The 23,313-nt window shown below is 71.3% G+C and carries 26 protein-coding genes, 1 tRNA gene and 1 pseudogene; 13 read left to right on the top strand and 15 right to left on the bottom strand.

Features of this window, described 5'->3' with window-relative positions:
- Positions 1-111: 111 nt before the first annotated feature.
- Together ACZ462_RS12165 and dcd are read right to left on the bottom strand one after the other, a co-directional pair.
- A complete protein-coding gene (locus ACZ462_RS12165) occupies positions 112-609 on the bottom strand; it encodes a phosphoribosyltransferase (RefSeq protein ID WP_189812232.1) in 498 nt (165 codons plus the stop codon).
- Positions 606-1,193 (bottom strand): dCTP deaminase, encoded by a 588-nt coding sequence (dcd, locus tag ACZ462_RS12160; protein ID WP_189812233.1) that lies wholly within the window; start codon positions 1,191-1,193, stop codon positions 606-608. The genes ACZ462_RS12165 and dcd overlap by 4 nt, the downstream gene beginning before the upstream one ends.
- A 509-nt stretch (positions 1,194-1,702) precedes the next feature.
- Between dcd and ACZ462_RS12155 the strand changes: the two genes are divergently transcribed.
- From ACZ462_RS12155 to ACZ462_RS12145, 3 genes are all read left to right on the top strand, one after another.
- Positions 1,703-1,776, top strand: a tRNA-Gly gene (locus tag ACZ462_RS12155).
- A 195-nt stretch (positions 1,777-1,971) separates the two neighbouring features.
- Entirely contained in the window at positions 1,972-2,991 is a 1,020-nt protein-coding gene (locus tag ACZ462_RS12150) for a sigma-70 family RNA polymerase sigma factor (protein WP_467809555.1), read from the top strand.
- A gap of 15 nt (positions 2,992-3,006) precedes the next feature.
- Positions 3,007-3,807, top strand: a complete 801-nt coding sequence (locus ACZ462_RS12145; protein ID WP_467809554.1) for an alpha/beta fold hydrolase — start codon at positions 3,007-3,009, stop codon at positions 3,805-3,807.
- A 36-nt stretch (positions 3,808-3,843) separates the two neighbouring features.
- Here ACZ462_RS12145 and ACZ462_RS12140 read toward each other — a convergent pair.
- Positions 3,844-3,969, bottom strand: a pseudogene (locus ACZ462_RS12140) (DUF4287 domain-containing protein); the annotation flags it as partial.
- 4 nt (positions 3,970-3,973) lie between these two features.
- Positions 3,974-4,642: a DUF998 domain-containing protein gene (locus tag ACZ462_RS12135; RefSeq protein ID WP_467809553.1), complete on the bottom strand. Its 669-nt coding sequence runs from the start codon at positions 4,640-4,642 to the stop codon at positions 3,974-3,976.
- A gap of 420 nt (positions 4,643-5,062) precedes the next feature.
- Between ACZ462_RS12135 and ACZ462_RS12130 the strand changes: the two genes are divergently transcribed.
- On the top strand, positions 5,063-5,284 hold the full coding sequence (locus tag ACZ462_RS12130; protein WP_467809552.1) for a hypothetical protein: 222 nt from the start codon (positions 5,063-5,065) through the stop codon (positions 5,282-5,284).
- A gap of 344 nt (positions 5,285-5,628) precedes the next feature.
- Here ACZ462_RS12130 and ACZ462_RS12125 read toward each other — a convergent pair whose 3' ends face one another.
- The gene (locus ACZ462_RS12125) at positions 5,629-5,844 is read right to left on the bottom strand and encodes a DUF6243 family protein (RefSeq protein ID WP_467809551.1); all 216 of its coding nucleotides are present in this window, start codon (positions 5,842-5,844) and stop codon (positions 5,629-5,631) included.
- Positions 5,845-6,354: 510 nt separating this feature from the next.
- Between ACZ462_RS12125 and ACZ462_RS12120 the strand changes: the two genes are divergently transcribed.
- The 3 genes from ACZ462_RS12120 to ACZ462_RS12110 all read left to right on the top strand — a co-directional run bounded on the left by ACZ462_RS12120 (position 6,355) and on the right by ACZ462_RS12110 (position 7,971).
- The gene (locus ACZ462_RS12120) at positions 6,355-6,558 is read left to right on the top strand and encodes a cold-shock protein (RefSeq protein ID WP_190223980.1); all 204 of its coding nucleotides are present in this window, start codon (positions 6,355-6,357) and stop codon (positions 6,556-6,558) included.
- Positions 6,559-6,751: 193 nt separating this feature from the next.
- Positions 6,752-7,060: an SCO5918 family protein gene (locus ACZ462_RS12115; protein ID WP_467809549.1), complete on the top strand. Its 309-nt coding sequence runs from the start codon at positions 6,752-6,754 to the stop codon at positions 7,058-7,060.
- A gap of 572 nt (positions 7,061-7,632) precedes the next feature.
- On the top strand, positions 7,633-7,971 hold the full coding sequence (locus ACZ462_RS12110) for a MerR family transcriptional regulator (RefSeq protein ID WP_467809548.1): 339 nt from the start codon (positions 7,633-7,635) through the stop codon (positions 7,969-7,971).
- 315 nt (positions 7,972-8,286) lie between these two features.
- Here the strand turns inward: ACZ462_RS12110 and ACZ462_RS12105 are convergent, their stop codons facing one another.
- A complete protein-coding gene (locus ACZ462_RS12105) occupies positions 8,287-8,898 on the bottom strand; it encodes a TetR/AcrR family transcriptional regulator (RefSeq protein ID WP_467809547.1) in 612 nt (203 codons plus the stop codon).
- A 123-nt stretch (positions 8,899-9,021) separates the two neighbouring features.
- On the opposite strand from ACZ462_RS12105, the gene ACZ462_RS12100 reads away from it, so the two are divergent.
- The 6 genes from ACZ462_RS12100 (at position 9,022) to ACZ462_RS12075 (ending at position 13,434) form a co-directional block, all read left to right on the top strand.
- On the top strand, positions 9,022-9,960 hold the full coding sequence (locus ACZ462_RS12100; protein ID WP_467809546.1) for an alpha/beta fold hydrolase: 939 nt from the start codon (positions 9,022-9,024) through the stop codon (positions 9,958-9,960).
- A 342-nt stretch (positions 9,961-10,302) separates the two neighbouring features.
- Positions 10,303-10,506 carry a cold-shock protein gene (locus ACZ462_RS12095; RefSeq protein ID WP_210867802.1) on the top strand — a complete coding sequence of 68 codons (204 nt, stop codon included), beginning with the start codon at positions 10,303-10,305 and terminating at the stop codon, positions 10,504-10,506.
- Positions 10,507-10,702: 196 nt separating this feature from the next.
- A complete protein-coding gene (locus ACZ462_RS12090; RefSeq protein WP_467809545.1) occupies positions 10,703-12,094 on the top strand; it encodes a DEAD/DEAH box helicase in 1,392 nt (463 codons plus the stop codon).
- A gap of 48 nt (positions 12,095-12,142) precedes the next feature.
- Positions 12,143-12,553 carry a CBS domain-containing protein gene (locus ACZ462_RS12085; protein ID WP_467809544.1) on the top strand — a complete coding sequence of 137 codons (411 nt, stop codon included), beginning with the start codon at positions 12,143-12,145 and terminating at the stop codon, positions 12,551-12,553.
- 49 nt (positions 12,554-12,602) lie between these two features.
- Positions 12,603-12,893: an SCO5918 family protein gene (locus ACZ462_RS12080; RefSeq protein ID WP_467809543.1), complete on the top strand. Its 291-nt coding sequence runs from the start codon at positions 12,603-12,605 to the stop codon at positions 12,891-12,893.
- A 268-nt stretch (positions 12,894-13,161) separates the two neighbouring features.
- Positions 13,162-13,434: a hypothetical protein gene (locus ACZ462_RS12075; protein ID WP_467809542.1), complete on the top strand. Its 273-nt coding sequence runs from the start codon at positions 13,162-13,164 to the stop codon at positions 13,432-13,434.
- 83 nt (positions 13,435-13,517) lie between these two features.
- Here the strand turns inward: ACZ462_RS12075 and ACZ462_RS12070 are convergent, their stop codons facing one another.
- The 9 genes from ACZ462_RS12070 to ACZ462_RS12030 all read right to left on the bottom strand — a co-directional run bounded on the left by ACZ462_RS12070 (position 13,518) and on the right by ACZ462_RS12030 (position 23,270).
- Positions 13,518-13,994 (bottom strand): cupin domain-containing protein, encoded by a 477-nt coding sequence (locus ACZ462_RS12070; RefSeq protein WP_467809541.1) that lies wholly within the window; start codon positions 13,992-13,994, stop codon positions 13,518-13,520.
- A 198-nt stretch (positions 13,995-14,192) separates the two neighbouring features.
- Positions 14,193-14,411 carry a DUF4287 domain-containing protein gene (locus ACZ462_RS12065; RefSeq protein ID WP_467809540.1) on the bottom strand — a complete coding sequence of 73 codons (219 nt, stop codon included), beginning with the start codon at positions 14,409-14,411 and terminating at the stop codon, positions 14,193-14,195.
- 86 nt (positions 14,412-14,497) lie between these two features.
- Positions 14,498-15,694 carry a cystathionine beta-lyase gene (gene metC, locus ACZ462_RS12060; protein WP_467809539.1) on the bottom strand — a complete coding sequence of 399 codons (1,197 nt, stop codon included), beginning with the start codon at positions 15,692-15,694 and terminating at the stop codon, positions 14,498-14,500.
- Complete coding sequence (locus tag ACZ462_RS12055; RefSeq protein ID WP_467809537.1) at positions 15,691-17,055, bottom strand: MFS transporter; 1,365 nt, start codon at positions 17,053-17,055, stop codon at positions 15,691-15,693. The genes metC and ACZ462_RS12055 overlap by 4 nt, the downstream gene beginning before the upstream one ends.
- The gene (locus ACZ462_RS12050) at positions 17,052-17,942 is read right to left on the bottom strand and encodes a sulfurtransferase (RefSeq protein ID WP_467809536.1); all 891 of its coding nucleotides are present in this window, start codon (positions 17,940-17,942) and stop codon (positions 17,052-17,054) included. Before ACZ462_RS12050 ends, ACZ462_RS12055 begins: the two co-directional genes overlap by 4 nt.
- Entirely contained in the window at positions 17,939-19,165 is a 1,227-nt protein-coding gene (locus ACZ462_RS12045) for an ATP-grasp domain-containing protein (RefSeq protein ID WP_467809535.1), read from the bottom strand. Before ACZ462_RS12045 ends, ACZ462_RS12050 begins: the two co-directional genes overlap by 4 nt.
- Before the next feature lie 36 nt (positions 19,166-19,201).
- Positions 19,202-20,455, bottom strand: coding sequence for a radical SAM protein (locus ACZ462_RS12040; protein WP_467809534.1), 1,254 nt, complete (start codon positions 20,453-20,455; stop codon positions 19,202-19,204).
- A gap of 143 nt (positions 20,456-20,598) precedes the next feature.
- Positions 20,599-21,816, bottom strand: coding sequence for an ATP-grasp domain-containing protein (locus tag ACZ462_RS12035; RefSeq protein ID WP_467809532.1), 1,218 nt, complete (start codon positions 21,814-21,816; stop codon positions 20,599-20,601).
- 386 nt (positions 21,817-22,202) lie between these two features.
- A complete protein-coding gene (locus ACZ462_RS12030) occupies positions 22,203-23,270 on the bottom strand; it encodes an alpha/beta hydrolase family protein (protein WP_467809531.1) in 1,068 nt (355 codons plus the stop codon).
- Positions 23,271-23,313: the final 43 nt, after the last annotated feature.

Below are 23,313 nucleotides of genomic sequence, written 5' to 3'. Positions count from 1 at the left end.
TAGATACCAAGTCTCGGCCCCTGGGAGAAAACAGACACGAAGGGCCGAGCCCCCGCCGCCCGCACTCACGGTGCGGGCGGCGGGCCCTTTCGCCATCCGGGAAAAGCGAGGTCAGGCGTCGAGGATCTGGCCCTCGCGCCGGACGACGGGCGGCTCGACCGACCAGGGGAACTCGATCCAGTCGTCGGTCCGCTTCCAGACGTACTCGCACTTCACGAGCGACTGGGACTTCTCGTAGATGACCGCGGAGCGGACGTCGGCGACGGTGCCGACGCAGAAGTCGTGGACGAGCTTGAGCGTCTTGCCGGTGTCGGCGACGTCGTCGGCGATCAGGACCTTCTTGTCGGAGAAGTCGATCGCGTCCGGGACGGGGGCGAGCATGACCGGCATCTCCAGGGTGGTGCCGACGCCGGTGTAGAACTCCACGTTCACGAGGTGGATGTTCTTGCAGTCGAGGGCGTACGCCAGCCCGCCCGCGACGAAGACGCCGCCGCGGGCGATGGACAGGATGATGTCCGGCTCGTAGCCGTCGTCCGCGATGGTCTTCGCGAGCTCGCGCACGGCGCGGCCGAAGCCCTCGTAGTTCAGGGACTCGCGTACAACACTCATGCCTCGTGCCTCACCTGGGTGCGGTGGAAGTTCTGGAAGGAGCGCGAGGCCGTGGGCCCGCGCTGACCCTGGTACCGCGATCCGTACCGCTCGCTCCCGTACGGGAACTCGGCGGGCGAGCTGAGCCGGAACATGCACAGCTGCCCGATCTTCATGCCGGGCCAGAGCTTGATCGGGAGGGTGGCGAGGTTCGACAGCTCGAGCGTGACGTGACCGGAGAAACCGGGGTCGATGAACCCGGCCGTCGAGTGCGTCACCAGCCCCAGGCGGCCCAGGCTGGACTTCCCCTCCAGCCGGGAGGCGATGTCGTCGGGCAGCGAGATGACCTCGTACGTCGAAGCGAGCACGAACTCGCCCGGATGCAGGATGAACGCCTCGTCCCCCTCGGGCTCGACCAGACGGGTCAGGTCCGGCTGCTCGATGGCGGGGTCGATGTGGGCGTAGCGGTGGTTCTCGAACACCCGGAAGTAGCGGTCGAGACGCACGTCGATGCTGGAGGGCTGCACCATCGACTCGTCGAACGGGTCGATGCGCACCCGGCCGCTGTCGATCTCGGCCCGGATGTCTTTGTCGGAGAGAAGCACGTCCCGAGGATACGCAGTGGGCGCGAGCCGCCCCCAATCGAGTACGGCGCCCGGGCGCCGCGGCGCCCGCCGAGGGGGCGGGACGACCGCGGGCGCCCTGCGGCCTACCGCTTGACGGCCGCCTCGACGGGCACGGCGTGCCTCAGCCGCGCGCACCGCGGACACCGCAGCAGCCGGCCCGGCCCGATCCGGCCGGCACCGAGGTGCTGCAGCGGGAACGAAGCGGTGCTGAACACGTGCCCCTCGGCACAACGGACGACGGTGCTCTCCATCGAGTCCCTTTCCCCAACCTGCCGTACTGCGACGAATCGCCACATTAGGGGATGTTCGAAACCGGCCTCCAGCCGCCACTCCCGCGACCCGCCACACCGGTACGTTACGCCCCAACTCCCGCCCCCGCGAAGGCCGGTGCACCCCACAAACGAACAACGACCCCGCGGCAGATTCACCGGGGGTCGATCATGGGGTAGAGTGTGCAACGGTACAGCTCCAGACCTCTGGAGCGACCTGCGGATGTAGTTTAATGGTAGAACATGAGCTTCCCAAGCTTATAGCGCGGGTTCGATTCCCGTCATCCGCTCCACGACAAAGCCCCAGGTCAACGACCTGGGGCTTCTCCGTTGTCCAGACCGTCCGCCTCCTGGCCGGCCGTCTACCGCTCTCAACCTCGATCACTGGTTGTACGCCACTGCCGGCCGGTAATTTCATGCGGCGGAGGACATCACTGGAACCAGCTGGTCGATGGCCTCGGAGGGGCACATCAGGGGGCGGGACGAGCATGAAGGATCTTGTCGTGGGCGACGGCGAGCACGAGACGGCGGTCCGGCTGGAGAAGCACCGGGCAGAACTGACGGGGTACTGCTACCGGATGCTGGGCTCGTACGCAGAGGCCGAGGACACCGTGCAGGAGACGATGGTCCGGGCCTGGCGGAACGCCGAGGGGTTCGAGGGGCGTGCGTCGCTACGGTCGTGGGTCTACCGCATCGCCACCAACGTGTGCCTGGACGCACTGGCCGCCGGGAGGCGGCGGGCTCTGCCGATGGACCTCTCGGAACCGTCGCCCGGAGCTTCCGCCCCGGGAGCCCCGAAGGAGCCGGCCGTATGGATCGGGCCCTGTCCCGGAGGGGACCCCGAGGCGGCGGTGGCAGCGGGCGAGTCGGTGCGGCTGGCGTTCGTCGCCGCGCTCCAGCACCTGCCGCCCAGGCAGCGGGCCACACTGATCCTGCGGGACGTGCTGGCCTTCTCGGCCCGCGAGGTCGCCGAACTGCACGGATCGACCGTCGCCTCGGTCAACAGTGCCCTGCAGCGGGCCCGTGCCACGCTGGCCTTGCACCACGGACCCGCCGATGCCTCCAGCGCCCGGCCGTCCGACGCCGTCCGCCGCGTGCTGGCCGAGCGGTACGCCACGGCTTTCTCCCGCTACGACATGGAGGAGCTGAGCATGCTGCTCCACGTCGACGCCACGCTGTGCCTGCCCCCGTACGCGAAGTGGATGCGTGGCGTCTCCGACATTCAGGCGTGGCTGACCGGGCCCGCCGTGGGTTGTCACGGCTCCCGCCTGGTCCCGACCATGGCGAACGGCACGTTCGCCTTCGGCCAGTACCGGCCCGGCTCCGACGGAACGGGCTACGAGCCCTGGGCGCTCCAGGTCGTCGAGTTCTCCGGCGACCGCATCGCCGGCATCACCGCCTTCCGTGACACCGAGCACCTGTTCCCGCTCTTCGGCCTGCCCGCACACATAGGCCCGACCTCCTCTCCTGAACCAGCGCCACCCATGGCTGCCCCGGCCCATGTCTGAAGGACCCCACCCCACATGCCTTGGTCAGAGCACATCGTCGTCCGTGACGGCGTCCGCATTTCCTGCCGTGACTGGGGAGGTTCGGGGCCGTCTGTCGTCCTCTTGCACGGACTGGCCGGCCACGTGGGCGAATGGGACGCAATCGCCGGAGACCTGAGCCCCCGCTACCGGGTCGTCGCCGTCGACCAGCGCGGCCACGGCGCCAGCGAGCGCCGTCCGCGGGACGTGTCCCGGGCCGCGTACGTCGCGGATGCCGTCGCCGTGGTCGAACAACTCGGCCTCCAGCGATCTGTCCTGGTGGGCCAGTCGCTGGGCGGCCACACCGCCATGCTCGCCGCCGCCGCGTACCCCGGCCTCTTCCGTGCGCTCGTTCTGGTGGAGGCCGGCCCGGGTGGGCCGAACCGTGACGTACAAGCGGAGATCGGGGGGTGGCTCGACGCCTGGCCCAGGCCGTTCCCGTCGCAGGAGGCCGCCGTCGAGTTCCTCGGCGGCGGTCCGGTCGGCATGGGCTGGGCGGCCGGCCTGGTGGAGCACGACGGCGGCTGGTGGCCGCGCTTCGACCGGGACGTGATGGTCGAGTCGCTGGCGGAGATTGCCCGGCGTTCCTTCTGGGACGAGTGGTCGAGGGTGACCTGCCCGACCCTGGCCGTCCTCGGCCAGTCCGGCACCATCTCGCAGGCGGAGATTGACGAGATGCTCCGGCGGCGGCCGGAGACGGTGGCCCTGAGCGTCCCCGGGACGGGACACGACGTTCATCTGGAGCGACCAGACGTCCTGCGGCACGTGCTCCGTCGGCTCCTTGGAAGCGTCACATGATCTGCCATCCGCGGGACGGCGTGATCACGTTCTCGGTCACTGGCCGGTGCTCTCGGCGAGCGTGTGCGCCACAAGGGCGTTGGCGTGGCCGTGGCCCAGACCGTGCTCGGACTTGAGCTAGGAGACGAGCTCCATGTGCCTGGTTAGCGGGGAGGAGCGGAGGTGGCTAGCGGTTCGCCTGGGCGGTGGCCAGGCGGGCCGTCACTGCGGTGAGCCCCAGCAGGCCGAGGCCCGCACCGGCGGTGAAGGCCAGGACGGAGGCGGCGGAGGCCATGAACCCGGCGAGAACGGCCACGGGCACGAGGCGCGAAACGCGGGCCCAGCGGCGGTGGCCCCGGGCGGCGAGCGGGCGGGCCAGGACGACGAACGCGGCACACAGGGCGAGGTAACCGGCCATCCCGGCCGCCATGTGCACGGCGCCGTGCCCGCTCATCGCCGTCGCGGCCGGGGAGCCTTCGGGGAATCCCGCCCCGGCGTCGGCCGGGAAGAGCGCGGCGGCCCAGAACGAGGCACCGAAGACACCGACCAGGGCCGGGCCCCAGGTTCCTCCCTCACCTCCGTGCAGCACCCGGCGCAGACCGGCCGCACCCGCGATCAGCAGCGTTCCGGTGAGCAGGAAGTTGACCGTCTGGATCCAGCCCGCGTCCCCGAGGGCGAGTTGGCTGATCGCGTGACGGGTGAAGTCGAACCCGTCCCGCGCGAAGCCCTGAGCGACGCCGGCCAGGAGGAACAGCGGGCCCGCCATCACGCCACCGGCCAGAGCCCTCCGCGCCGCAAGGCCAGACGCGGGCGCGACGGAGTTGGTGTGTTGGGGAGCGCTGAGCAGGTGAGTCATGGACGGCCTTCCTCGCGTCGGTGGTGTCGCTCTTGTGACCGACGGCCGGGCGCGAAGTCATCGCTCCGAGCGAAGTGCGCTGCGTCACAGCCCGTCTGGTCCATCCCCCCTCGCGTCCCGCCTGTCGCGAAGGCCGTGCCACAGCGTGCCAGCAGAGGCGGTGAACAGCGGTCGACAGGCGGGCCGACCGGGGATAACCGGAACCCCCCCTTTGGCACTCATTTCAGCAGGTCAGAGGCATTGTGAAGGTCCACGTACCGGGCACGCTCACAGCGCGGGTTCGATTCCCGTCATCCGCTCCACGACAAGCCCCAGGTCAACGACCTGGGGCTGTTGCTCTTCGGCGAGACCTCCCTCGGCTACTGCGCGCTGCGGACGTGGACAGCCGTAGCGGATACGGGTGGGCGCATACTGGTGGCAATGACAAAGCCAGGTGCACCGAAGCGCTTTTTGCCCACCAGCCCCTTCAAAGCCCCGGTCACGCGGCCTCCTCAGGAGTTCGCCGTAGGCGACCAGGTCACCCACGACGTGCACGGCCTCGGCCGGGTCACCGGCATCGAGGCCGGGATAGCGGTGGTCGTGGATTTCGGCTCGACGCAAGAGCGGATCTTGAGTCCGTACGCCAAGATGAGCAAGCTGTAGGACCGCCGTGCCCGGTCACGGCACACCAGATCCGTTCTGGACACGCACTGAAGAGGACCCCTGTCATCGACTGACCTCGCCGTTCTCCGCTCCGGCAGAGGCGTCTCCCCGCACCGCTGCAACATCACCGCATCCCAGCGCACACCCCTTCCGGGCGCCCGGCTTCGGGGAGGTCGAAACCTTCATTCGACGGGGACGCGCAAGCGTCCGCCTCTGGCACGAGCGCGGCTCGACGCGAGGCAGGCTAGCTGCCCCGCGTAACGACGGTGGCGGGGCTCCGACGCGCATGATCACACCCGCGGAACATGCGGAGGTGGCTATTGCGGCCCCGCGGCGGTGGTGCGTCAGCTCTGCGCGGCGTCGCCGTTCGTCTGCTCGGCCTCCCCGACCGCACGCGTCCTCTCGCGCATCTTGCGCACCAGCTCGGCCTTCTGTTCGGCGGCGCCCCGGCGGTCGCGGTTGCGGTGCGGACCGTTATTCTGCCGTTCGGCACGGGACAACTTCTTGCGCTGGCCGCCGCCTTGGCCCACGGGGTTGTTGATGTTCTTGCTGTCGGTCACGGGTTCTCCCGGTGGTGAGGTGGGGCGGTCTGGGACCTCGTCGTCGCCCGGACCTTACGCGTAAGGGCGGGCCGGCTACCACAGAGCATCACGACCGGTGAACGGCGAGGAAGGCGGCTGCGCCGTGTGACGTCACCCGCCGATCCGCCTGCTGTCCGCCGCGACACGTCGCACCACCACCGCGAACCCCGCGACGACCGCCGTCACGGCCGACACGCCGAATTCGCGGAGGAACGGATATCTGTGTTCCCGGACAGAGATTTTGACGGGTCTCCCTGGGAGGTTTTTTCCGACGACACACGCGAGAAGAGCGGACCGCCCACGGGCGGCGCCGGCATGCTACTGTCCAATACGTTGCAGTTTTGGTACCCGCAAATTTCAGGCGCCCCGCCGGCTTCAGGCCGTAGGGGAGCGTTTTGCGTTCCGGTCGTTTTCCGGGCAGGGAATCATCGCGGCGACACGGAATCCGCAAAGTGCGGACTCCGCTGCACTGCCCCAAGGAGACATGGCATGGCTGCTGGCACTGTGAAGTGGTTCAACGCGGAAAAGGGTTTCGGCTTCATCGAGCAGGACGGTGGCGGCCCTGACGTGTTCGCCCACTACTCGAACATCGCCACCCAGGGCTTCCGCGAGCTCCAGGAGGGGCAGAAGGTCTCCTTCGACATCGCGCAGGGCCAGAAGGGCCCGACGGCCGAGAACATCGTTCCCGCCTGACATTGACGCGCCACACGTAGCGGGGCCCGCATCCTTCAGGGTGCGGGCCCCGGCTGCATTCGTTCATCAAAGGCCCTGACAACCCCGCCCGCTTGCCCTCTCCTCGCAAGAAAATTCCGACGCCTCTCCCTCCCTTCGGAATCTTTCGGTACGTGCCGCTCTTCCCCTCCCCCCTCCTTCCATGTGAGGCATCGTGCGCTGTGTCATCGCCCGCTTCCCCTTCGACCTCACCAAGAACGGCGTCGTCGCATCCATGAGGGGCGTCGAGCCCGAGGAAATCACCGGCGAGTCCGTGACCATCGGCTGCCACGTCTACCCCGTCAAGCAGGTCGGCCAGGTCGTCACAGGCCAGGACCGCCGCGACTTCACAGCCGGTGAAGTCGTCCGCGCCATGACCAGACTCGGCTTCACCTGTGGCGGCCTCGCGCAGGGCAGCGCGCCCGCCCACGGCCTCGATGCCGTCCAGCGAGCCTCTGCGGCACTCGGCGCTCCGACGGCCTGACCACGATCCACGGGTGCCGGTGAGCTGACATCCGGACCTTCGAGAGGACCCGACCGCACGTGCCGGTCGGGTCCTCTCGTGCATCCCAGGGAGGATCCGGCAGTGCGGCCCGCCGCGCCTCCGACCGCATCGCACTCCGCCCGCAACCGACTACCTACCCGGCCGGGACACGAAAATCTGCATCGGCCACAGTAGACATTGAGTGGTGTCCGCGTTATGTTCTCTGTCGTAACCAGAAGAGACAGCAGGCCTGGCAGGGACGAACTGCCGGCGAGCAGCACAAGCAGTCCGCAGTACAGGAAGTTGATCAGCGAGGGAGAACGGAGGAACACGGCGCCATCGGGATCGCCCGGGCGGATGCTTCCGGTCCGGGTACCGCAGGACATCGTGAGCGAGGTGGTCTTCGGTCGAGCAACCGCGATCCCCGCACCGCCGGCAGCAACCGGGCCGGGTGTGCGGACACAGAAGGCCGGCGCTTCATCAGGGCCGGCAGGTGGTGTAGTAGTTCCTTCAGGGCCCTGGTGCCGGTACCGGCACCAGGGCCCCTCTATGCGTTTCACGGAGAGGTGCAAATGACAGCAGACGACTCGTACGACCGTCTCGACGACGACGACTACCCCGCGTACACCATGGGCCGAGCAGCCGAGATGGTCGGTACCACCCAGGGGTTCCTCCGCGCCATCGGCGAAGCCCGCCTGATCACACCGCTGCGTTCGGAGGGCGGCCACCGCCGCTACTCCCGCTACCAGCTCCGCATCGCCGCCCGTGCCCGCGAACTCGTCGACCAGGGCACCCCGATCGAGGCCGCCTGCCGCATCATCATCCTCGAGGACCAGCTCGAGGAGGCCCAGCGCATCAACGCCGAGTACCGCCGCGCCGCCGAATCGGGCACGCCCCCGCAGCAGGCTTGAGGCGAGTACGCCCCGCTGCCGGCACCGGTCGGCCGACCCGTCGGTGACGATGCACCCGCCGGGAACGCCGGGCGGCCGCCGGCGCCGGCCGAGGCCGTCGCAGCCGTGGACCGCAGCAGGCGGATACCGCACCGGAGGTGTGGGCCCGTGCCGCGGCGGCGGTCACGACCAGGGGTGCCTCAACCATCCGAGCGCCACATGGCCGCGTGGCCCGCGGGTGGACGCCCCCCGGCCCGGCCTGTCGACGGCGCGGTGCAACCCCTCCGACCGAGTCGCAGAGGCTCGGCCCTCCCTGCGGCCGAGCCCCCTCTGTCGCTACGAGCACGCTGTCGTGAAGATCCTGTCCAGGTGGTGGTGGAGTACCGCGATCGCCGACTCCGGGCTCCGCTGGCCCACGAGGATGCTGGTGCCCATGGTCGCCGCCATCGCGAGCAGGCTGATCGCCTCGGTGCGGGCGTCGGCTTCCGGATCGGCCAGGCCGGCCCCCTGCGCCTGCTCCACGAGTCCGGCCAGGGCGTTCTCCGCGGCGTCGGGCTTGTCGATGAACGGCTGCGCGGCCAGTGCCTCGTCGGTCACGGACAGGATCGCGTAGGAGCTGTACAGGAGGTGGAACGTACGGCTCTCCTCGTCGGTCGGCAGCGAGGCCAGCAGCAGCGCCTCCACCGTCGCGCGCGGGCCCGGGTCCGGGCCGGCAGCGGCCAGGCGGGCACCCACCCTCGCGTTGAAGCGGTCGGTCAGGTGCCGGAGACCATAGAAGAGCAGCTTCTCCTTGGTCTCGAAGTAGTACTGCACGAGCCGGAGCGACACACCGGCCTCCGCGGCCACGTCGCGCATGCCGACGGCGTGCAGCCCGCGCCGCCCCGCGACCTGGATGAGCGCCTCGGCGATCTGGGCTCGCCGCGTCTCGTGGTCCACGCGCTTCGGCATGTTCCCGTGTCTCCGCTTGTCGATGGTGATCCGCGTTCCGCCGCCCCCTCTTCATGGTACCGATGTATCACAGTAGTGATACGGTCGTACCACGAACAGCGGATCTTCACAGGAGGTGCCGTCTTGCCCGAGAACACCGTCCGCGCCCGCCGCGACATCGGCCGCTACGTCAACGACACCCTGCGCGACCGGTACTTCGCCGCCGCCGACGTCCTCTACGCGATGGGGGCACCCGCCCGCTTCGAGACGGACGTGGAGACCAGCTTCGGCACCACCCACGTCTACCGGTACGGGCCCGCGGATCCGGCAGCCGAGTCCCGGACCCCGATCGTCCTCATCCACGGCGCCGGCTACAGCTCGGCGATGTGGTACCCCAACACCAAGGGACTCAGCCTCAACCGCCCCGTCTACGCTCTCGACACCCCCGGTGACGCCAACCGCAGCATCCACCGCGAGCCCATGTGGCAGCCCGAGCGCGCCGCCCAGTGGCTGGAGGAGGCCCTCGGCGCTCTCGGGCTCGGCCGGGTCCACCTCGTCGGCTCCTCGTACGGCGGCTGGCTGGTGCTCAACCAGGCGCACCGGCGACCCGGACGGCTCGCCTCGGTCACCGCCCTCGACCCCGGCGGCCTGGAGAAGGTCGGCCTGCGCTTCTTCGCCTGGGTCTTCGTGAGCCTGTTCGCCACCTTCGCCCCGAAGCCGCTGCGCCCCCGGCTCGCCACATGGCTGGACCAGCCGGTCATCGCCGTCCCCGAAATGCGCACGTGGATCCAACTCGGTGCCCGCGCCTACCGGATCCGCCGCCCCGCGCCGCTGCCGCTGGACGAGGACGCCCTGCGCTCCATCCGGACCCCGCTCTACGTCATCATGGGCAAGCACAGCCTGCTCGTGCACCCGAAGCGACAGCTGGAGCGCGTACCTCGCCTCGTCCCCGGCGCCCGCGCCGAGATCATCACCGCCACCGGCCACGGCCCGCAGATCGACCACCCCGACGTGGTCAACGCCCGGATGCTGTCCTTCATGGAGGACGTCGACTCCCTCGGCCCTGCTGCGCTCGACGAGTAGGGCTATGGCGGAGGCACCACATCATGCCGCCCCCATCCGGAAAACTCTGCACTGAGGGCATTCATTATCTGTGCCCGCCGGCGCAGATTTTGACGGATACCACGGTGAGAGTTTTTACCGGGGCGCGCGCGAAAAAACCAGCACACCCACAACTCTCCTTTACGTGCTACTGTCGATCCCAGTTGCAGTTTTGGTACCCAAGAATTTCAGGCGCCTTCGACCAGCCTCCGTGCCGCATCGAAGCGCTTCATATTTTCCGGTTGTTTTCCGGCAGGGCATCATCGCGGCGACACGGCTTCCGCACGGTGCGGACGCCGGCGTACTGCCCCAAAGGAGAAAAACATGGCTGCTGGTACCGTGAAGTGGTTCAACGCGGAAAAGGGCTTCGGCTTCATCGAGCAGGACGGCGGCGGTGCAGACGTGTTCGCCCACTACTCGAACATCGCCGCGCAGGGCTTCCGCGAACTGCAGGAGGGCCAGAAGGTCACCTTCGACATCGCGCAGGGCCAGAAGGGCCCGACGGCCGAGAACATCGTGCTCGCCTGACGCTGACGCGCATGGTGCAGCTGGGGCCCGCATCCCTCGGGGTGCGGGCCCCAGCTGCACGTGTTTCACACACCCACTCCCCCAGGGGCACCCAGAGAGCAGTATCCGCATTCCGTTCGGCCCGTTCTCGTGATTCCCCGCCCTGACCTCCATCGCGGGAATTCCCTGATACGTGCCGCACCAGGGAAGGTTCTGAATGAACCGCACACGTACGAACGACCGTTTCCGGCGCACGCGCGACGCCGTCCGAGGCGAATTCGCCCTGCCGGAGACCCTCACGCCCGCGCTGCCCGCCGTCCACGCCTTCGCGTCCCTCGACATGCCGGCCGGGCTGCTGGCCGCCCTCGGCGCACAGGGCGTGACCGTGCCCTTCCCCATCCAGGGCGCCACGCTGCCCGACGCCCTCGCGGGGCGTGACGTGCTCGGCCGCGGCCGCACCGGCTCCGGAAAGACCTTGGCCTACGGCCTCGCCCTGCTGCCCCGTACCGCCGGGAAGCGCGGCGAGCCGCGCCGCCCACTCGCCCTCGTCCTCGTTCCCACACGCGAGCTGGCCCAGCAGGTGGCCGACTCCCTCATGCCGTACGCCCGCGCCGTGCAGCTGCGCCTGGCCACGGTCGTCGGAGGCATGCCGATCGGCAGGCAGGCAGCGGCGGTGCGCGGAGGCGCGGAGGTCGTGGTGGCCACGCCCGGCCGGTTGAAGGACCTCATCGACCGGGGGGACTGCCTGCTGGACGATATCGGCACCACGGTCCTCGACGAGGCCGACCAGATGGCCGACATGGGCTTCCTGCCGCAGGTCACCGCGCTTCTGGATCTCGTGCGGCCCGAGGGGCAGCGGATGCTCTTCTCCGCCACCCTCGACCGCAACGTCGACCGGCTGGTCCGCCGCTACCTGATCGATCCGGTCGTGCACTCGGTGGACCCCTCGGCCGGTGCGGTGACGACGATGGAGCACCACGTGCTGCACGTCGACGCCGCCGACAAGCACCGGACGACGACGGAGATCGCGGCGCGCGACGGCCGGGTGATGATGTTCCTGGACACCAAGGACGCCGTCGACCGGCTGACCCGGGACCTGCTGAACAGCGGGGTACGCGCCGCCGCCCTGCACGGGGGGAAGTCCCAGCCGCAGCGCACCCGGACCCTCGCCCAGTTCAAGAGCGGCCACGTGACCGTGCTGGTCGCGACAGACGTGGCGGCGCGCGGCATCCACGTCGACAACCTCAACCTGGTCGTGAACGTCGACCCCCCGACCGGCCCCAAGGACTACCTCCACCGGGGCGGCCGTACCGCCCGCGCCGGGGAGCCCGGCAGCGTCGTCACCCTCGTCACCCCCGACCAGCGCCGCGGCGTGAACCGCCTGATGGCCGCCACGGGCATCACCCCGCAGACCACCCGGGTCCGTTCCGGCGAAGAGGCCCTCAACCGCATCACGGGCTCGCAGGCGCCCCCCGGCGTCCCCGTCGTCGTCACCCCGCCGGTCGCCGGACGCGCGAGGCGCAGGGCGTACGCCCCCGTCGGACGTCGGCCTGCTCCGACCGACCGCCGCGTGACGGTGCGGCAGACCGGGCTCGACTCGGCGGCCTGAGAAACCACATGAGCAGGAAACCGGCACACTCTCTTCAGGAGGCACCGCGTGACACTGGCCAGGATGCAGCCCCGCGCGTCGAACGCCGGCTCGAACCGCTCGCACCGGACGGTGCGCGACGCGATGGAGGCGACCGGGCCACAGGTCTGTGACGACATGACGGTTGAAGTGGCCCTGGCCGTCATGTCCGGCGCCCGCGCCGGCCACCTGCTCGTCAGCGATGAGCACGGCCTGTGCACCGGGCTGGTCACCCTGGCCCGGCTCACCGCGATCCGTGACAGCGCGGCCTACACCAACCGGGCCCGACTGCGCGATGTCCTGGGCGGCCGCGGGCCGGTCACCTCACCCCTGACCGCGGTGGCCGAAGCCGAACGGGCCATGCGCCACGGCAGGCTCGACCTCCTGCCCGTCGTCGACGAAGAGGGAAGCGCCGTGGGCGTCTTCGACCTCGCGCGATGAACCACCCCGCGCGACACGACAGTTCCCCTTCTTTCCCCCGTGAGGCCTCATGCGCTGTGTCATCGCCCGTTTCCCCTTCGACCTGACCAAGATCGGTGTCCTCGAATCGATGAAGGGCGTCGCCCCCGAGCAGATCAGCGGCGCGTCGGTGACCATCGGCCGCCGCACCTACCCCGTCAAGCAGGTCGGCCAGATCATCACCGGCCAGGACCGCCGCGACTTCAGCGCCGGCGAGGTGCTCCGGGCCATGACCCGGCTCGGGTTCACGTGTCGTACGAGCCCTCCGGCCACCGGGCCGGGGGGCTGCTCGGCCTGCTGCAGCGGGATGCCGCGCTGCTGAACGCCCACGGGAACACCTGACGGACACGGCCGGCTTCCGCCCGTCTGTGAAGGCCCCGGTCACAGACCCGGCCTTTGTCGTTCTCCGCGGCCGTGCCGCCCGGCGGGCCGGGATGCGGTCCGGGCGGAGGCCGCGCGGACACGCCGCTGCCCGCCGGGGAACCGGTCGGCACCGCGCCCCGGACGTACCGTGGAGGTACGAAGGCCGGTCCGGCCCGCTCTGCGCGTTCGCGGGCGGGCCGCCCGCAGGAGAAGAGGACGGTGCAGCCTTGGACCGCCACGGGCCGGAAGCAGAAGCCCTGCCGCCACCGGACTACGCCGAAGTCCGGATCGTCTCCGCCACCCCGGAAGCCGCCCGCAGGGTGGCCGATGTCCTGCGCCGGTGCTTCGTCGGCGACGAGCAGCGCAGCTATCCCGCCCCCGGCGGGGGCACCCGCCTCCACCTCACCGTCGACACCGCCCGCGCCGCCGAACCGGCCCGGTCCTGGCTGGCCACCAGCAGACCCCCGAGCGGCGCCGGGCCCCACTCCGAAGAACCCTGATCGGGTGGAGGGGCCGGAGGGGCGTAGGCGGCGGAGGAGTGCACCGCCCCGCCCCTCCCCGGCCGGAGCGCCCCGCGCGCGGGTCAGGCGTGCTTGTCCGACGGCTGGCGGTCGGGCTGGACCGACCAGTTCGGCGGCTCGTCGCCGCCCGCGTCCTCGTCGGCCTCGGCGTCGGCGGCCGTGCCGTGGACCTTGCCCGGCGCGTGGTGGACCGGCGCGTAGACGGCGTAGAGCTGCAACGGCTCGTCGCCGATGTTGGTGACGTTGTGCCAGGTGCCGGCCGGTACGAAGATCGCCCAGCCGTCCTCGACCTCTTGGTCGAAGTCGAGCCGGTCCTTCGCGGGGCCCATCTGGACGCGGCCCCGGCCTCCGTCGAGCCGGAGGAACTGGTCGGTCTCCGGGTGCGCCTCCAGGCCGATGTCCTCGCCCACCGGGATCGACATGAGGGTCAGCTGCAGGTACTTCCCGGACCAGGCGACCGTGCGGTAGTTCGTGTTGTCGAGCGTCGCCTTCTCCAGGTCGAAGCTCTGGGGTTCCGGCCCGATGTCCTTGATGTTCATGCCTTCTCTCCGGTCAATGAGGCGGTACGAGAGCCGTCGAATGCCGGTCGGAACCACCCGCCCCGCGGCGTCGTGCTGCGGCCCGTGCCCGGCTCCTGGCGTCACTGCGGAAGGGATCCTTCCCCGCCAGCATGCCACGATGCGTGATGCCGGATGTCGTCCGTGTCACCCGGCGTGGCGGCACGAGTCGCGGGGCGGTCAGGGGGCCTTGGTTTCGGCGAGGGTGTGGGCGACCAGGGCGTTGGCGTGGCCGTGGCCCAGGCCGTGTTCCGACTTGAGCCAGGCGACCAGCTCCATGTGCCCGGTCAGGGAGGAGGTGCGGATGAGGTCCTTCCATTCGGCGATCGGGCGGCCGTACTTCTTCTCGATGGAGGGGAAGTAGCTCGCGGGGCCCTTCGCTGCGGCGTCGTTCGTCATGGGGTCCGTCCTCCTTGCGTGCGGTGTGTCATTGCTTGGGACCCGGCGGCCGGGGCGAAGTCATCGGTGGTGCGGTGTGGTGTGCGTCATGCCGTGTGGAGGGCTTCCAGGGCTCTTCGCAGGTCCTGTTTCAGGTCGTCCGGGGACTCGAAGCCGACGTGTACGCGGATCAGGGGGCCGCGGCCCGACCAGGTGCCCGGGAGGCGGTGGGCGGTGGGGTCGGTGGGGACGATCAGGCTTTCGTAGCCGCCGTAGCTGTGGCCCAGGCCGAAGATGCGGAGGGCGTTCAGCATGGCGTCCACGGCGGGCTTCGTGAACCGCGGGTCCAGTTCGACGCCGAACAGGCCCGCCGCGCCCGTGAAGTCGCGGCGCCACAGGGCGTGGCCGGGGTCCTCGGGGAGGCCGGGGTGGAGGACGGACGCCACGCCGTCCTGGGCGGCGGTCCATCGGGCCAGTTCCAGGGCCTGTTCCTGGTGGCGGGCCAGCCGCGGGCCGAGGGTGCGCAGGCCGCGCAGGCCCAGGTAGACGTCGTCGGCGCTCGCGCACTGGCCGAGGCGGATGGCCGCGCCGCGGATGAGGGGGTAGCTCTCCTCCGTGCAGACGATCGCGCCGAGGATGCTGTCCGCGTGCCCTGTCAGGTACTTGGTCGCGGAGTGGACGACCGCGTCGACGCCCGCGCCCAGGGCCAGCGGCCGGCAGAAGGCGGGGGTGGCCCACGTGTTGTCCGCGATGGTCGCCACCCCTCGGGCCCGGCAGACGGTGGTGATCGCCGGGATGTCCTGCACTTCGAAGGTGGTCGAGCCGGGGGATTCCAGGTAGAGCAGGCGGGTGCGGGGCCGGATCAGGGCGTCGATCGCGGCGCCGGTCGCGCACGGGTCGTAGTACTCGGTTTCGACGCCCAGTGCGGCGAGCGAGTCGCAGAACTTGCGGGTCGGCAGGTAGACGGAGTCGCTGACGAGGATGTGGTCGCCGGCCCGGACGTACGCGAGGATCGCCGTGGTGATCGCCGCGAGGCCGGAGCAGGTCGCCACCGTCGCGTGGCCGCCCTCCAAAACGGTCAGGGCCTCCTCGAAGGCGCGGCCGGTGGGGGTGCCGAAGCGGCCGTAGACGGGGGTGCCGCGCTTGAGCGGGTCCGCCTGGGAGGCGTCCATCTCGGCCGTGTCGCGGTAGAGGGCCGTGGAGGCGCGGTGGACGGGCGGGTTGACGTAGCCGCCCTGCCGGCTCGGGTCGGAGCCGGCGTGGACGAGCTGGGTGTCGCGGGAGAGGGGCGCATCGTGGGTCATCGGGTCGCGGCCACCGCCTGTCCGGGTTCGGTCGGTGCCTGCGCGGGAGTGCGGCGGCCGGCGCCGAGCAGGGCGGCGAGGAGTGCCGCGCCCGCGGCCTGGGCCGCCACCGCCAGCCAGAACGTGTCCAGGTCGCCCGCGGCCTGGTAGTGGGCGAAGACGAAGCCGCCGACGACGCCGGCGAGGAGTCCGCCGACGCCGGCGGTCAGCCGCTGGACGCCGAAGGCGAAGGCCGGATTGCCCGGCACGCGGTCGACGAGTTCCAGGTCGCAGCGCAGGAAGAGGAAGATCTCGCCCAGGGTGAAGAGGGCGGTGCCCGCCAGCAGGGCGGGGATGCTGCCGAGGGCCATGCCCGCCGTGCCGAGGGCCATCAGCGCGAACGAGCCGGCGACGAGCAGGCGGTAGTCGGCGCGGGCGATGCGGTCGGCCCACAGCGGCTGGAGTACGACCACCATGGCGCAGTTGAGCAGCATGACCCAGCCGAGGACCTGGATGTTGCCGACCCCGGTCGCGTACAGGCCCATGAAGCTCTGGAAGAAGAAGTAGACGTAGAAGGCGAGGGACGTGAAGAGGACCGGGCGGAGCGCGGAGCGGAGCGCCGCCCGCTTCCCGGGCGTCTCCGCGGCCGCGGCCGCCGCCGGCGTCTCGGCCGGGCGCCGCTCCACCGGCTTCAGGGCGGCCTGGTGGGCCGCGGTGATCAGCGCGAAGAGCCCGGCGAGGCCGATGAGCAGCAGCACCGGGTCGGCGTCGATCAGCAGGGCGGCGAGCAGCGGGCCGAGCCCCATGCCCGCGTTCAGGGCGGCGCTGCTGACCCCGAGGAAGAGCGGGCGCAGGGTGTCGGAGACGCTGGTGACGATGTACGCCTTGTTCGCCGGGAGGTACAGCGCCGGGCCGGCCGCCACGAGGACGACGGCCGGGTACGCGACCCAGGGCACCTGCACGGCCAGGCCGAACAGCACCAGTCCGACCGTGCGCAGGGTCAGCGCGAGCACCATCGTCCGCTTGAGCCCGAGCCGGTCGACGACCGGGCCGCCGAGGATGCTGCCGCCGAACTGGATGAAGGTGGCCACCGCCACCAGGACGCCGGCCACCCGGATGTCCAGGCCGACGGCCTCGACCATGAGCACCCCGAGGAACGGGGTGACCATGTAGCTGCCGAGGGCGACGACGAAGGACAGGCCGATCAGGGCCTTGAGGCCGGACGGCAGCCCGGTGAAGGTGCGCCACTTCGCGGTGAGCCCGCCGCCGCGGCCGGTGCGCTTCCCGGCCGCAGCCTGCCCGGTCCCGTCCTGCCCGGTCCCGTCCTGTCCGGCCGCAGCCTGCCCGGACCCGTTCGTCCCGGTCCCGTTCTTTCCGGTCACGGTGAGCCGCTCCCGCCGGACGCCGCCGCGCCGGTGGCGACCGGGCGGCCGGAGGGCAGGCCCCACTCGCTCCACGAGCCGTCGTACACGGCGAGGTCGCCGTACCCGGCCAGGGTGGCGCCGAGCGCGAGGACGCAGGCGGTGACGCCGGAGCCGCAGCTGAAGTACAGCCGCTCGCGCTCCCCGGCCGCGGCCGCGAACGCCGTGCGGAGCTGGTCCGCGGGGCGCATCGTCCCGCCGTCCCGCTGGAGTTCCCCGAAGGGGAGGCTGGCGGAGCCCGGCATGTGGCCGCCGCGCAGGCCCGGGCGCGGCTCGGGCGCGGTGCCGGCGTACCGCTCGCGGGTGCGGGCGTCGAGGACGGCGGCGGCCGGGTCGGCGAGGGCGGCGGCGACGGTGTCGGCGTCCACGATCAGGCCGGGCCGGGGCCGGGCGGTGAAGTCGCCGCGCGGGCCGTCGTACGCGGCGGGCGCCGGCTCGACGGGGTGGCCGGCCGCGGTCCAGGCGGGCAGGCCGCCGTCGAGGACGGCGACCCGGTCGAAGCCCATGGCGCGCAGCATCCACCAGGCGCGGGCGCTGGAGTAGACGCCCTGCGCGTCGTAGACGACGACCGTGTCGGTGTCGCGGACGCCGAGCGCGCGCATCGCCTCGGTGAACTGCGGGGCGCCGGGCATGGTGTGCGGCACGGCGGAGGTGTGGTCGGACAGGTCCCCGTCGAGGTCGAAGGGACGGGCCCCGGGGATGCGCCGGGCGGCGCCCCGGTGGGCGCCGACGGAGGCGTCGAAGAGGACCACGTCCGCGCCCGCCCCGCGCCGTGCGGCGAGCCAGTCGGCGGAGACGAGCGGGCCGGGCAGCCCGCCGGCGGCGGGGGAGGTGATCGGGTCGTTCATGCGGTGCCTCCGGAGGAGTCGGCGGGCCGCCAGCGGGTGTTGTCGGAGAACCAGCGCGCCACGCGTTCGAGGTTGGCCGCCACATCCTCCTCGGTGTCCCCGCCGACCACATAGCCGGCCAGGAACAGCCCGGACTTGACCCCGCCGTGGAACTCCTGGCCGACCGCCCCGGTCAGCATCGCCTCGCGGACGCACTCGGGCCGGCCGGTGCCGGTTTCGGCGGCCGGCAGCTGCTCCAGGACGCCGTTCTGCGGCGGGATGCACAGCGCCCCGGCGGGCCGGTACTCCGGGCTGCCGAGCGTCGAGGGCAGGCCGCACTCGGCGTACAGCCACTCCTTGTCCAGGTCGATCCCGAACGCGTGCCGCACCATCGAGCTGATCATGCCGCCGCCGGTGCGGCTGGCGATCTCGCAGAAGACCAGGCGGTCGTCGGGGGTGATCCAGAACTCGGCGTGGAAGGCGGTCTGCGGCGGGGTCGGCAGCTCGGCGAGGACCGCCCGCGCCGCCTTGACCAGCCGGTCGTACGCCGGGTCCTGCGGGGTGAGCGGCAGGTTGGCCACCCAGTCGTTGTCCCGGAAGGACAGGCAGTCGTGGAGGTAGCGGAAGGGGTGGACGAAGACGACCTCACCGCCCGCGACCAGCCCGTCGACGTGGTACATCTGGCCGGGGACGAACGCCTCGACCTCGCTGGCGCCCCGCCACGGGCTGGCCAGGTACGCGTCCAGCTCCTCCTCGTCGCGGATGATCGCCGCGCCCAGCGACCCCGACTCGGACACCGGCTTCACCACGACCGGGTAGCCGTGCTCGGCGACGAATCCGAGGGCCGTGTACGCCGAGTCGAGCCGCCGGTAGGCGGGGATCTCGACGGGGCCGCCCGCGAGGTGGTCCTTCATGACGACCTTGTCGCGGAACGCGAGCGCGCTCGCGGTGTGCTGGCCGGGCAGGCCGAGCAGCTCCCGCAGCTGGGCGGCCCGTACGACGTCCGCCTCGGCGCGGGCGAAGACCGCCTCGACCGCGAACTCGCGGGCGAGGCGCAGCGCGGTCTTCTCGACGAGCTGGTTGGTGTCGTACGCGTCGAAGGCGTGCACGTGCGGGAGGTGGGAGTACCCCGCCGCGTACTCCGTCGCGGTCACGATGACCGGGGTGATGCCCGTGCCGGCCAGCCACTGGTCGTACGGGGTCTTGGAGTGGGGCGTCTTGGCGAAGACGAGGACGTGGCGCATCGCGGCGGTCTTTCTCTCGGGTCGGGCGGGCCTGCGTCAGGACTGCGAGTCGACGAGGAGCGGCAGCCGGCGCCGCTGGGGGACGCGGGAGATCAGGCCGAGTTCCTCGGACAGCTCGGTGGCGAAGCAGCCGTCCTTGTAGGCGCCGGAGAGGCGCTTGGCGGTGAACGCCTCGATCGCGTCGTGGTCGAACTCGACGTCGTAGGCGGTGTGCTCGCCCGCCTCGCCGGTGGTGACCGTGCGGACGAGGATCCCGAGGTGCGGCTCGAAGGTGTTGACGCAGCCGACGACGTCGCCGATCTTCTCGCGGCGGCCCGCGGGGCCGTCGGAGAGGACCTCCTGCTGCGCGGGGATGGCGGCGAACAGCTGGCGGCCGGCGCGGCACCAGCCGACGTGGGAGGGGAAGCCCATGGCCTTGATGCCGAAGGTGCCGAAGTCCTCGCTGACGCCGAGCTGGAAGCGGAGCGGGATCGTCTCGTGGACCCACTTGAAGTCCCGGTACGCCTGCTCGATCTCCTCGCGGGTCAGGCGCAGCTCGGGGTGGCGGCCGCCGTGGTCGGTGAAGTTGTTGAAGCGGACGGTGTCCACGCCGAGGTTGTTGAAGTAGTGGGCGTAGCGCTCCAGGGAGGTGCGGCCGTGGTTGTGGCGGCCGATGGTGACGCCGATGTTGACGCGGAAGGCGTCCTCGGGGTCGACGCCCTTGTTGTACTCGGCTATGCGGCGCAGGACCTCCTCGGTCTCCGCGCCGGAGAAGACGCCCTTGATGGGGTACGTCTTGTGGTCGGTGACCTGGAGGTTCTCGTCGATCACGCCGTGGTAGGTGATGGAGATGGTGCCGTAGCCGTTCTTGACGGCGAGGTCGAGGAGCTCGGTCCAGTTGTCGGCGAGCAGCGGGCGGCCGCTGGTCCAGGCGTCGCCCTTCTCCATGGTCTCGGTGGGCGTGTGGTCGGCTTCCTGGCGGAACTCGCGGTTGTTGGCGGGGCCGTAGAGGCGCATGAACTCGCCGTCGTAGGCGAAGCTGTCCACGTAGCGGGGATAGACGTGGTAGCCGTGCGACTGGAGGCCCTCCAGGATGCGGGGGCCCTCCTCCATCGCGAAGGACTTGTCGTAGACCTTCTCGTAGTTGACGAACCAGCAGTGCGTGCACTTCTGGCCGCAGGTGTTCTTGCCTACCTTGGTGTCGAGGTCGAGGTAGATGTGGATGTCCTCGGGCTTGATGTCCTTGAAGGGCATCGAGAACGGGGCATCGCCGTGGAAATCGTAGGAAATAGGCGCGTTCTGGACAGACATGTGTTCCCCCCTGCGGTTGCGGTGACGTGATCGTCGGATGAGCCGAGAAGTGACGGGTCGTGCGGGCAGTGCCGGGCTGTGCGGTCTGTGCGGGCGTGCGGTCTGTGAGGTCTGCGGGGTCTGCGGGGTCTGCGGTTTCCTCGTCAGCGGGCCGGATCGGGCGCGGTGGTGACCACCGGCCGGCCGATCAGCTCCGCGACGGCTGCCGCGCAGGCGTCGGTGTCCGCCGCGGTCAGGACGGCCATGCCGAGCCGGTCCAGCGAGGAGCGCAGGGGGCGGACCTGGTCGCCCGGGCGGACGGACACGTCCCAGGCGTGGACGTTCCCGCGGGCGAGGACGGGCGGCGGCGCGACGGCCGTCACGCGCCCGGGCGGGGCGGTGAGGAAGACGGTGGCGGCCGCCGCCGCCTCGGCGGGGCCCCGGACGACCTCCGCGCCGACGGCCCACCCGAGGGCGGCGCGGCGCCACTCGACGCCGGTGGTGAGGCGGACCAGGTCCGCGATGCCGTCGCCGCCGAGCCGGGTGTGGGTCTCGATCACGACGACCTTGTCGCCGTCGACCTTGACCTCGGTGTGGCTGGGGCCGTCGGTGATGCCGAGGGCGTCGAGCAGCTCGCCGACGGCTCGGGCGACCAGTTCCTGCCGGCGCGCGTCCAGAGAGGGCGGCGGCATCATGTGGCTGACCTCGACGAACCCGTCGGCGGTGCCCTTCTCGGCGATGCCGTGGACGGTGTGCCGGCCGGCCGCCGACAGCGCCTCGACGCTGAACTCGCGGCCCTCGGCGAACTGTTCGAGCAGCGTGGCGGCCGTGCGCCGGTCGTCGGGGAGGGCGTCGATGCCCTCGACCAGCGCGACCGAGGTGCTGCCGACGCCGTCCACCGGCTTGGCCACCGCCCGGCCGTGGGCGGCGAACAGGCGGGCCACCGCCTCCGGGTCGTCGCCCGCCGCGAAGGCCGGGTTCAGGTGCGGGGCCTCGCGCTCCAGGATGCGCCGCATCTCCAGCTTGTCGCGGGTGGCCCGTACGGCGGCCGGGTCGACGCCGGTGACGCCGAGCCGGCGGGCGGCCAAGGCAGCGGGCTCCAGGCCCAGTTCGGTCAGGGAGACGACGGCGGCGGGCGCCAGCGGCCGCAGGGCCTCGTCCGTGAAGGCGAGGAAGGCGGGCAGGTCCAGGAAGTCGGCGGTGAGGACCCGGGCCCCCGGGTCGAGGGCGGGCGCGCCGGGCAGCTGTACGTGGACCAGCGCGACCGGCAGAGCCGCCGCCTCCCGGGCGACCGTCGGGTTGGCCCCGACGATCACGAGGACCGTCTCGCCGCCCCCGCCCGTCGGCTGATTCCGGCCCAGCCCGTGCCGATCCTGCCGCATTCCATTTGCCGCCCCCACCGCACCTACTCCCCCCGTACCGCGCACCAACCATTCGCTCGACCGGCGCGGTGAGAAACATCGCAAGCCTGGTCAGCCGCTGTCAACGGTTTCATGAACAACCGGAATTCACCTTTCCGATTTACCGCCACCCCCGTTACACCCGCAACCCCGGGCACACCAAGGGGACGCGCGGCCCGGCGGCCGGCGGCGCCGGATTGGCCGAGACCCGCCGGTGCGAAATATTTCGGCTGAATTTCCGGCCAACCCGGCGCCCCTCAATCGCAAAAAGAGCGACATTCCCCACCGCCGACTGGCGATTTTCGGCCAACACGTTATTCGGGGTGATCGTCCGGCGAAAAATGCGGCGGCGCAGGGCCGGGCGGCGGTCACGGCGCCAGCGAGGCGAGGAAGCGCCGCTGGTCCGCCAGGTAGCCGTCGGCGAAGAGGGCGCGCGGCGCGAACAGCGCCGTCAGGGTCAGGCGCGGCGGCGAGGCCTCCACGTCGTAGGCGACCAGGCTGTGGGAGGCATCGGGGTAGCGGGCCACGCGCAGCGGCGGCGCGGGGAGCAGCCGGCGGTAGGCGGCCTCGGTCTCGGCGGTGTCCACGTTCAGGTCGCGCCCGGCGAGCACCAGCAGGACGGGCATGCCGCGCAGGGCCGGCAGGTCGGCCGTCGCGTCGGCGGTGTGGTTCCGGGCGGCGAACCGCCAGCGGCCGGCGGTCATGTCCCGCGGGTCCCCGACGGCCCGTACGTACTCCTCGTACGGGGCCCCGCGCGCGAGGAGTTCCAGCCCGGTCTCGCGGCGGCGCAGGGCGGCGGCGACCTCCGCGTCGGAGGCGCCGTCCCGGCGCAGTTCGGCGAGGAGGTGGTAGCGGCCCTGACGGAGCCAGTTGACGGCGGGTGAGACGGCGATGGCGAAGCGGATCCGCCCGTCCAGGGCCGCGATCTTGGGGAGCACCCATCCGGCCTGGCTGGCACCCCACAGGCCGATCCGGTCGGCGTCGACGTCCGGGTGCTGCCGGGCCCAGGCGATGGCGTCGGCCGCCTCACGGGCGCGGTCGTCCATGGTCTGGTCCAGCCAGTCGCCCGGTGCGCCGCCGACGCCGGGCTTGTTCCAGGCCAGCGAGGCGTACCCGGCGCGGGCGAAGGCCTCCCACATGGGCCGGTAGTAGGTGTCGTGCGTGGCGTCCACCGGGCCGTCGCCGTGGACGAGGACGACCAGCGGGAAGGGGCCCTTCCCCTGTGCGGGCCGGGCGAGGACGCCGTGCAGGGTCCGCCCGCCGTGCCGTACGGTCACCGCCTCCTCGCGCAGGTCGTACGTGTGCTGCCAGACCACCAGCCCGCCGAGGCCGGCCGCCAGGACGGCCAGCGCCGCGACGGCGGCCAGCAGGGCCCGCGCGAGCCGGCGGCGCCGGGGAGGTGAAGCATGCGGCCGCGGTCTCGTCGGAGTCGACACCCCGCCACCCTCTTTCTATCATTGCTTAAACGATCGTTATTGA

Source organism: Streptomyces sp. NPDC031121 (assembly GCF_055570615.1).
Note: the sequence above shows the minus strand (reverse complement) of the source record. Positions and strands in the feature narration are given on the sequence as shown.

Coding starts and splice junctions, on each gene's coding strand:
- ACZ462_RS12165 (WP_189812232.1), bottom strand. CDS start 609: ATGAGTGTTGTACGCGAGTCCCTGAACTACGAGGGCTTCGGCCGCGCC.
- ACZ462_RS12150 (WP_467809555.1), top strand. CDS start 1,972: ATGAAGGATCTTGTCGTGGGCGACGGCGAGCACGAGACGGCGGTCCGG.
- ACZ462_RS12145 (WP_467809554.1), top strand. CDS start 3,007: ATGCCTTGGTCAGAGCACATCGTCGTCCGTGACGGCGTCCGCATTTCC.
- ACZ462_RS12135 (WP_467809553.1), bottom strand. CDS start 4,642: ATGACTCACCTGCTCAGCGCTCCCCAACACACCAACTCCGTCGCGCCC.
- ACZ462_RS12130 (WP_467809552.1), top strand. CDS start 5,063: ATGACAAAGCCAGGTGCACCGAAGCGCTTTTTGCCCACCAGCCCCTTC.
- ACZ462_RS12120 (WP_190223980.1), top strand. CDS start 6,355: ATGGCTGCTGGCACTGTGAAGTGGTTCAACGCGGAAAAGGGTTTCGGC.
- ACZ462_RS12110 (WP_467809548.1), top strand. CDS start 7,633: ATGACAGCAGACGACTCGTACGACCGTCTCGACGACGACGACTACCCC.
- ACZ462_RS12105 (WP_467809547.1), bottom strand. CDS start 8,898: ATGCCGAAGCGCGTGGACCACGAGACGCGGCGAGCCCAGATCGCCGAG.
- ACZ462_RS12095 (WP_210867802.1), top strand. CDS start 10,303: ATGGCTGCTGGTACCGTGAAGTGGTTCAACGCGGAAAAGGGCTTCGGC.
- ACZ462_RS12090 (WP_467809545.1), top strand. CDS start 10,703: ATGAACCGCACACGTACGAACGACCGTTTCCGGCGCACGCGCGACGCC.
- ACZ462_RS12080 (WP_467809543.1), top strand. CDS start 12,603: ATGCGCTGTGTCATCGCCCGTTTCCCCTTCGACCTGACCAAGATCGGT.
- ACZ462_RS12070 (WP_467809541.1), bottom strand. CDS start 13,994: ATGAACATCAAGGACATCGGGCCGGAACCCCAGAGCTTCGACCTGGAG.
- ACZ462_RS12065 (WP_467809540.1), bottom strand. CDS start 14,411: ATGACGAACGACGCCGCAGCGAAGGGCCCCGCGAGCTACTTCCCCTCC.
- metC (WP_467809539.1), bottom strand. CDS start 15,694: ATGACCCACGATGCGCCCCTCTCCCGCGACACCCAGCTCGTCCACGCC.
- ACZ462_RS12050 (WP_467809536.1), bottom strand. CDS start 17,942: ATGAACGACCCGATCACCTCCCCCGCCGCCGGCGGGCTGCCCGGCCCG.
- ACZ462_RS12045 (WP_467809535.1), bottom strand. CDS start 19,165: ATGCGCCACGTCCTCGTCTTCGCCAAGACGCCCCACTCCAAGACCCCG.
- ACZ462_RS12040 (WP_467809534.1), bottom strand. CDS start 20,455: ATGTCTGTCCAGAACGCGCCTATTTCCTACGATTTCCACGGCGATGCC.
- ACZ462_RS12035 (WP_467809532.1), bottom strand. CDS start 21,816: ATGCGGCAGGATCGGCACGGGCTGGGCCGGAATCAGCCGACGGGCGGG.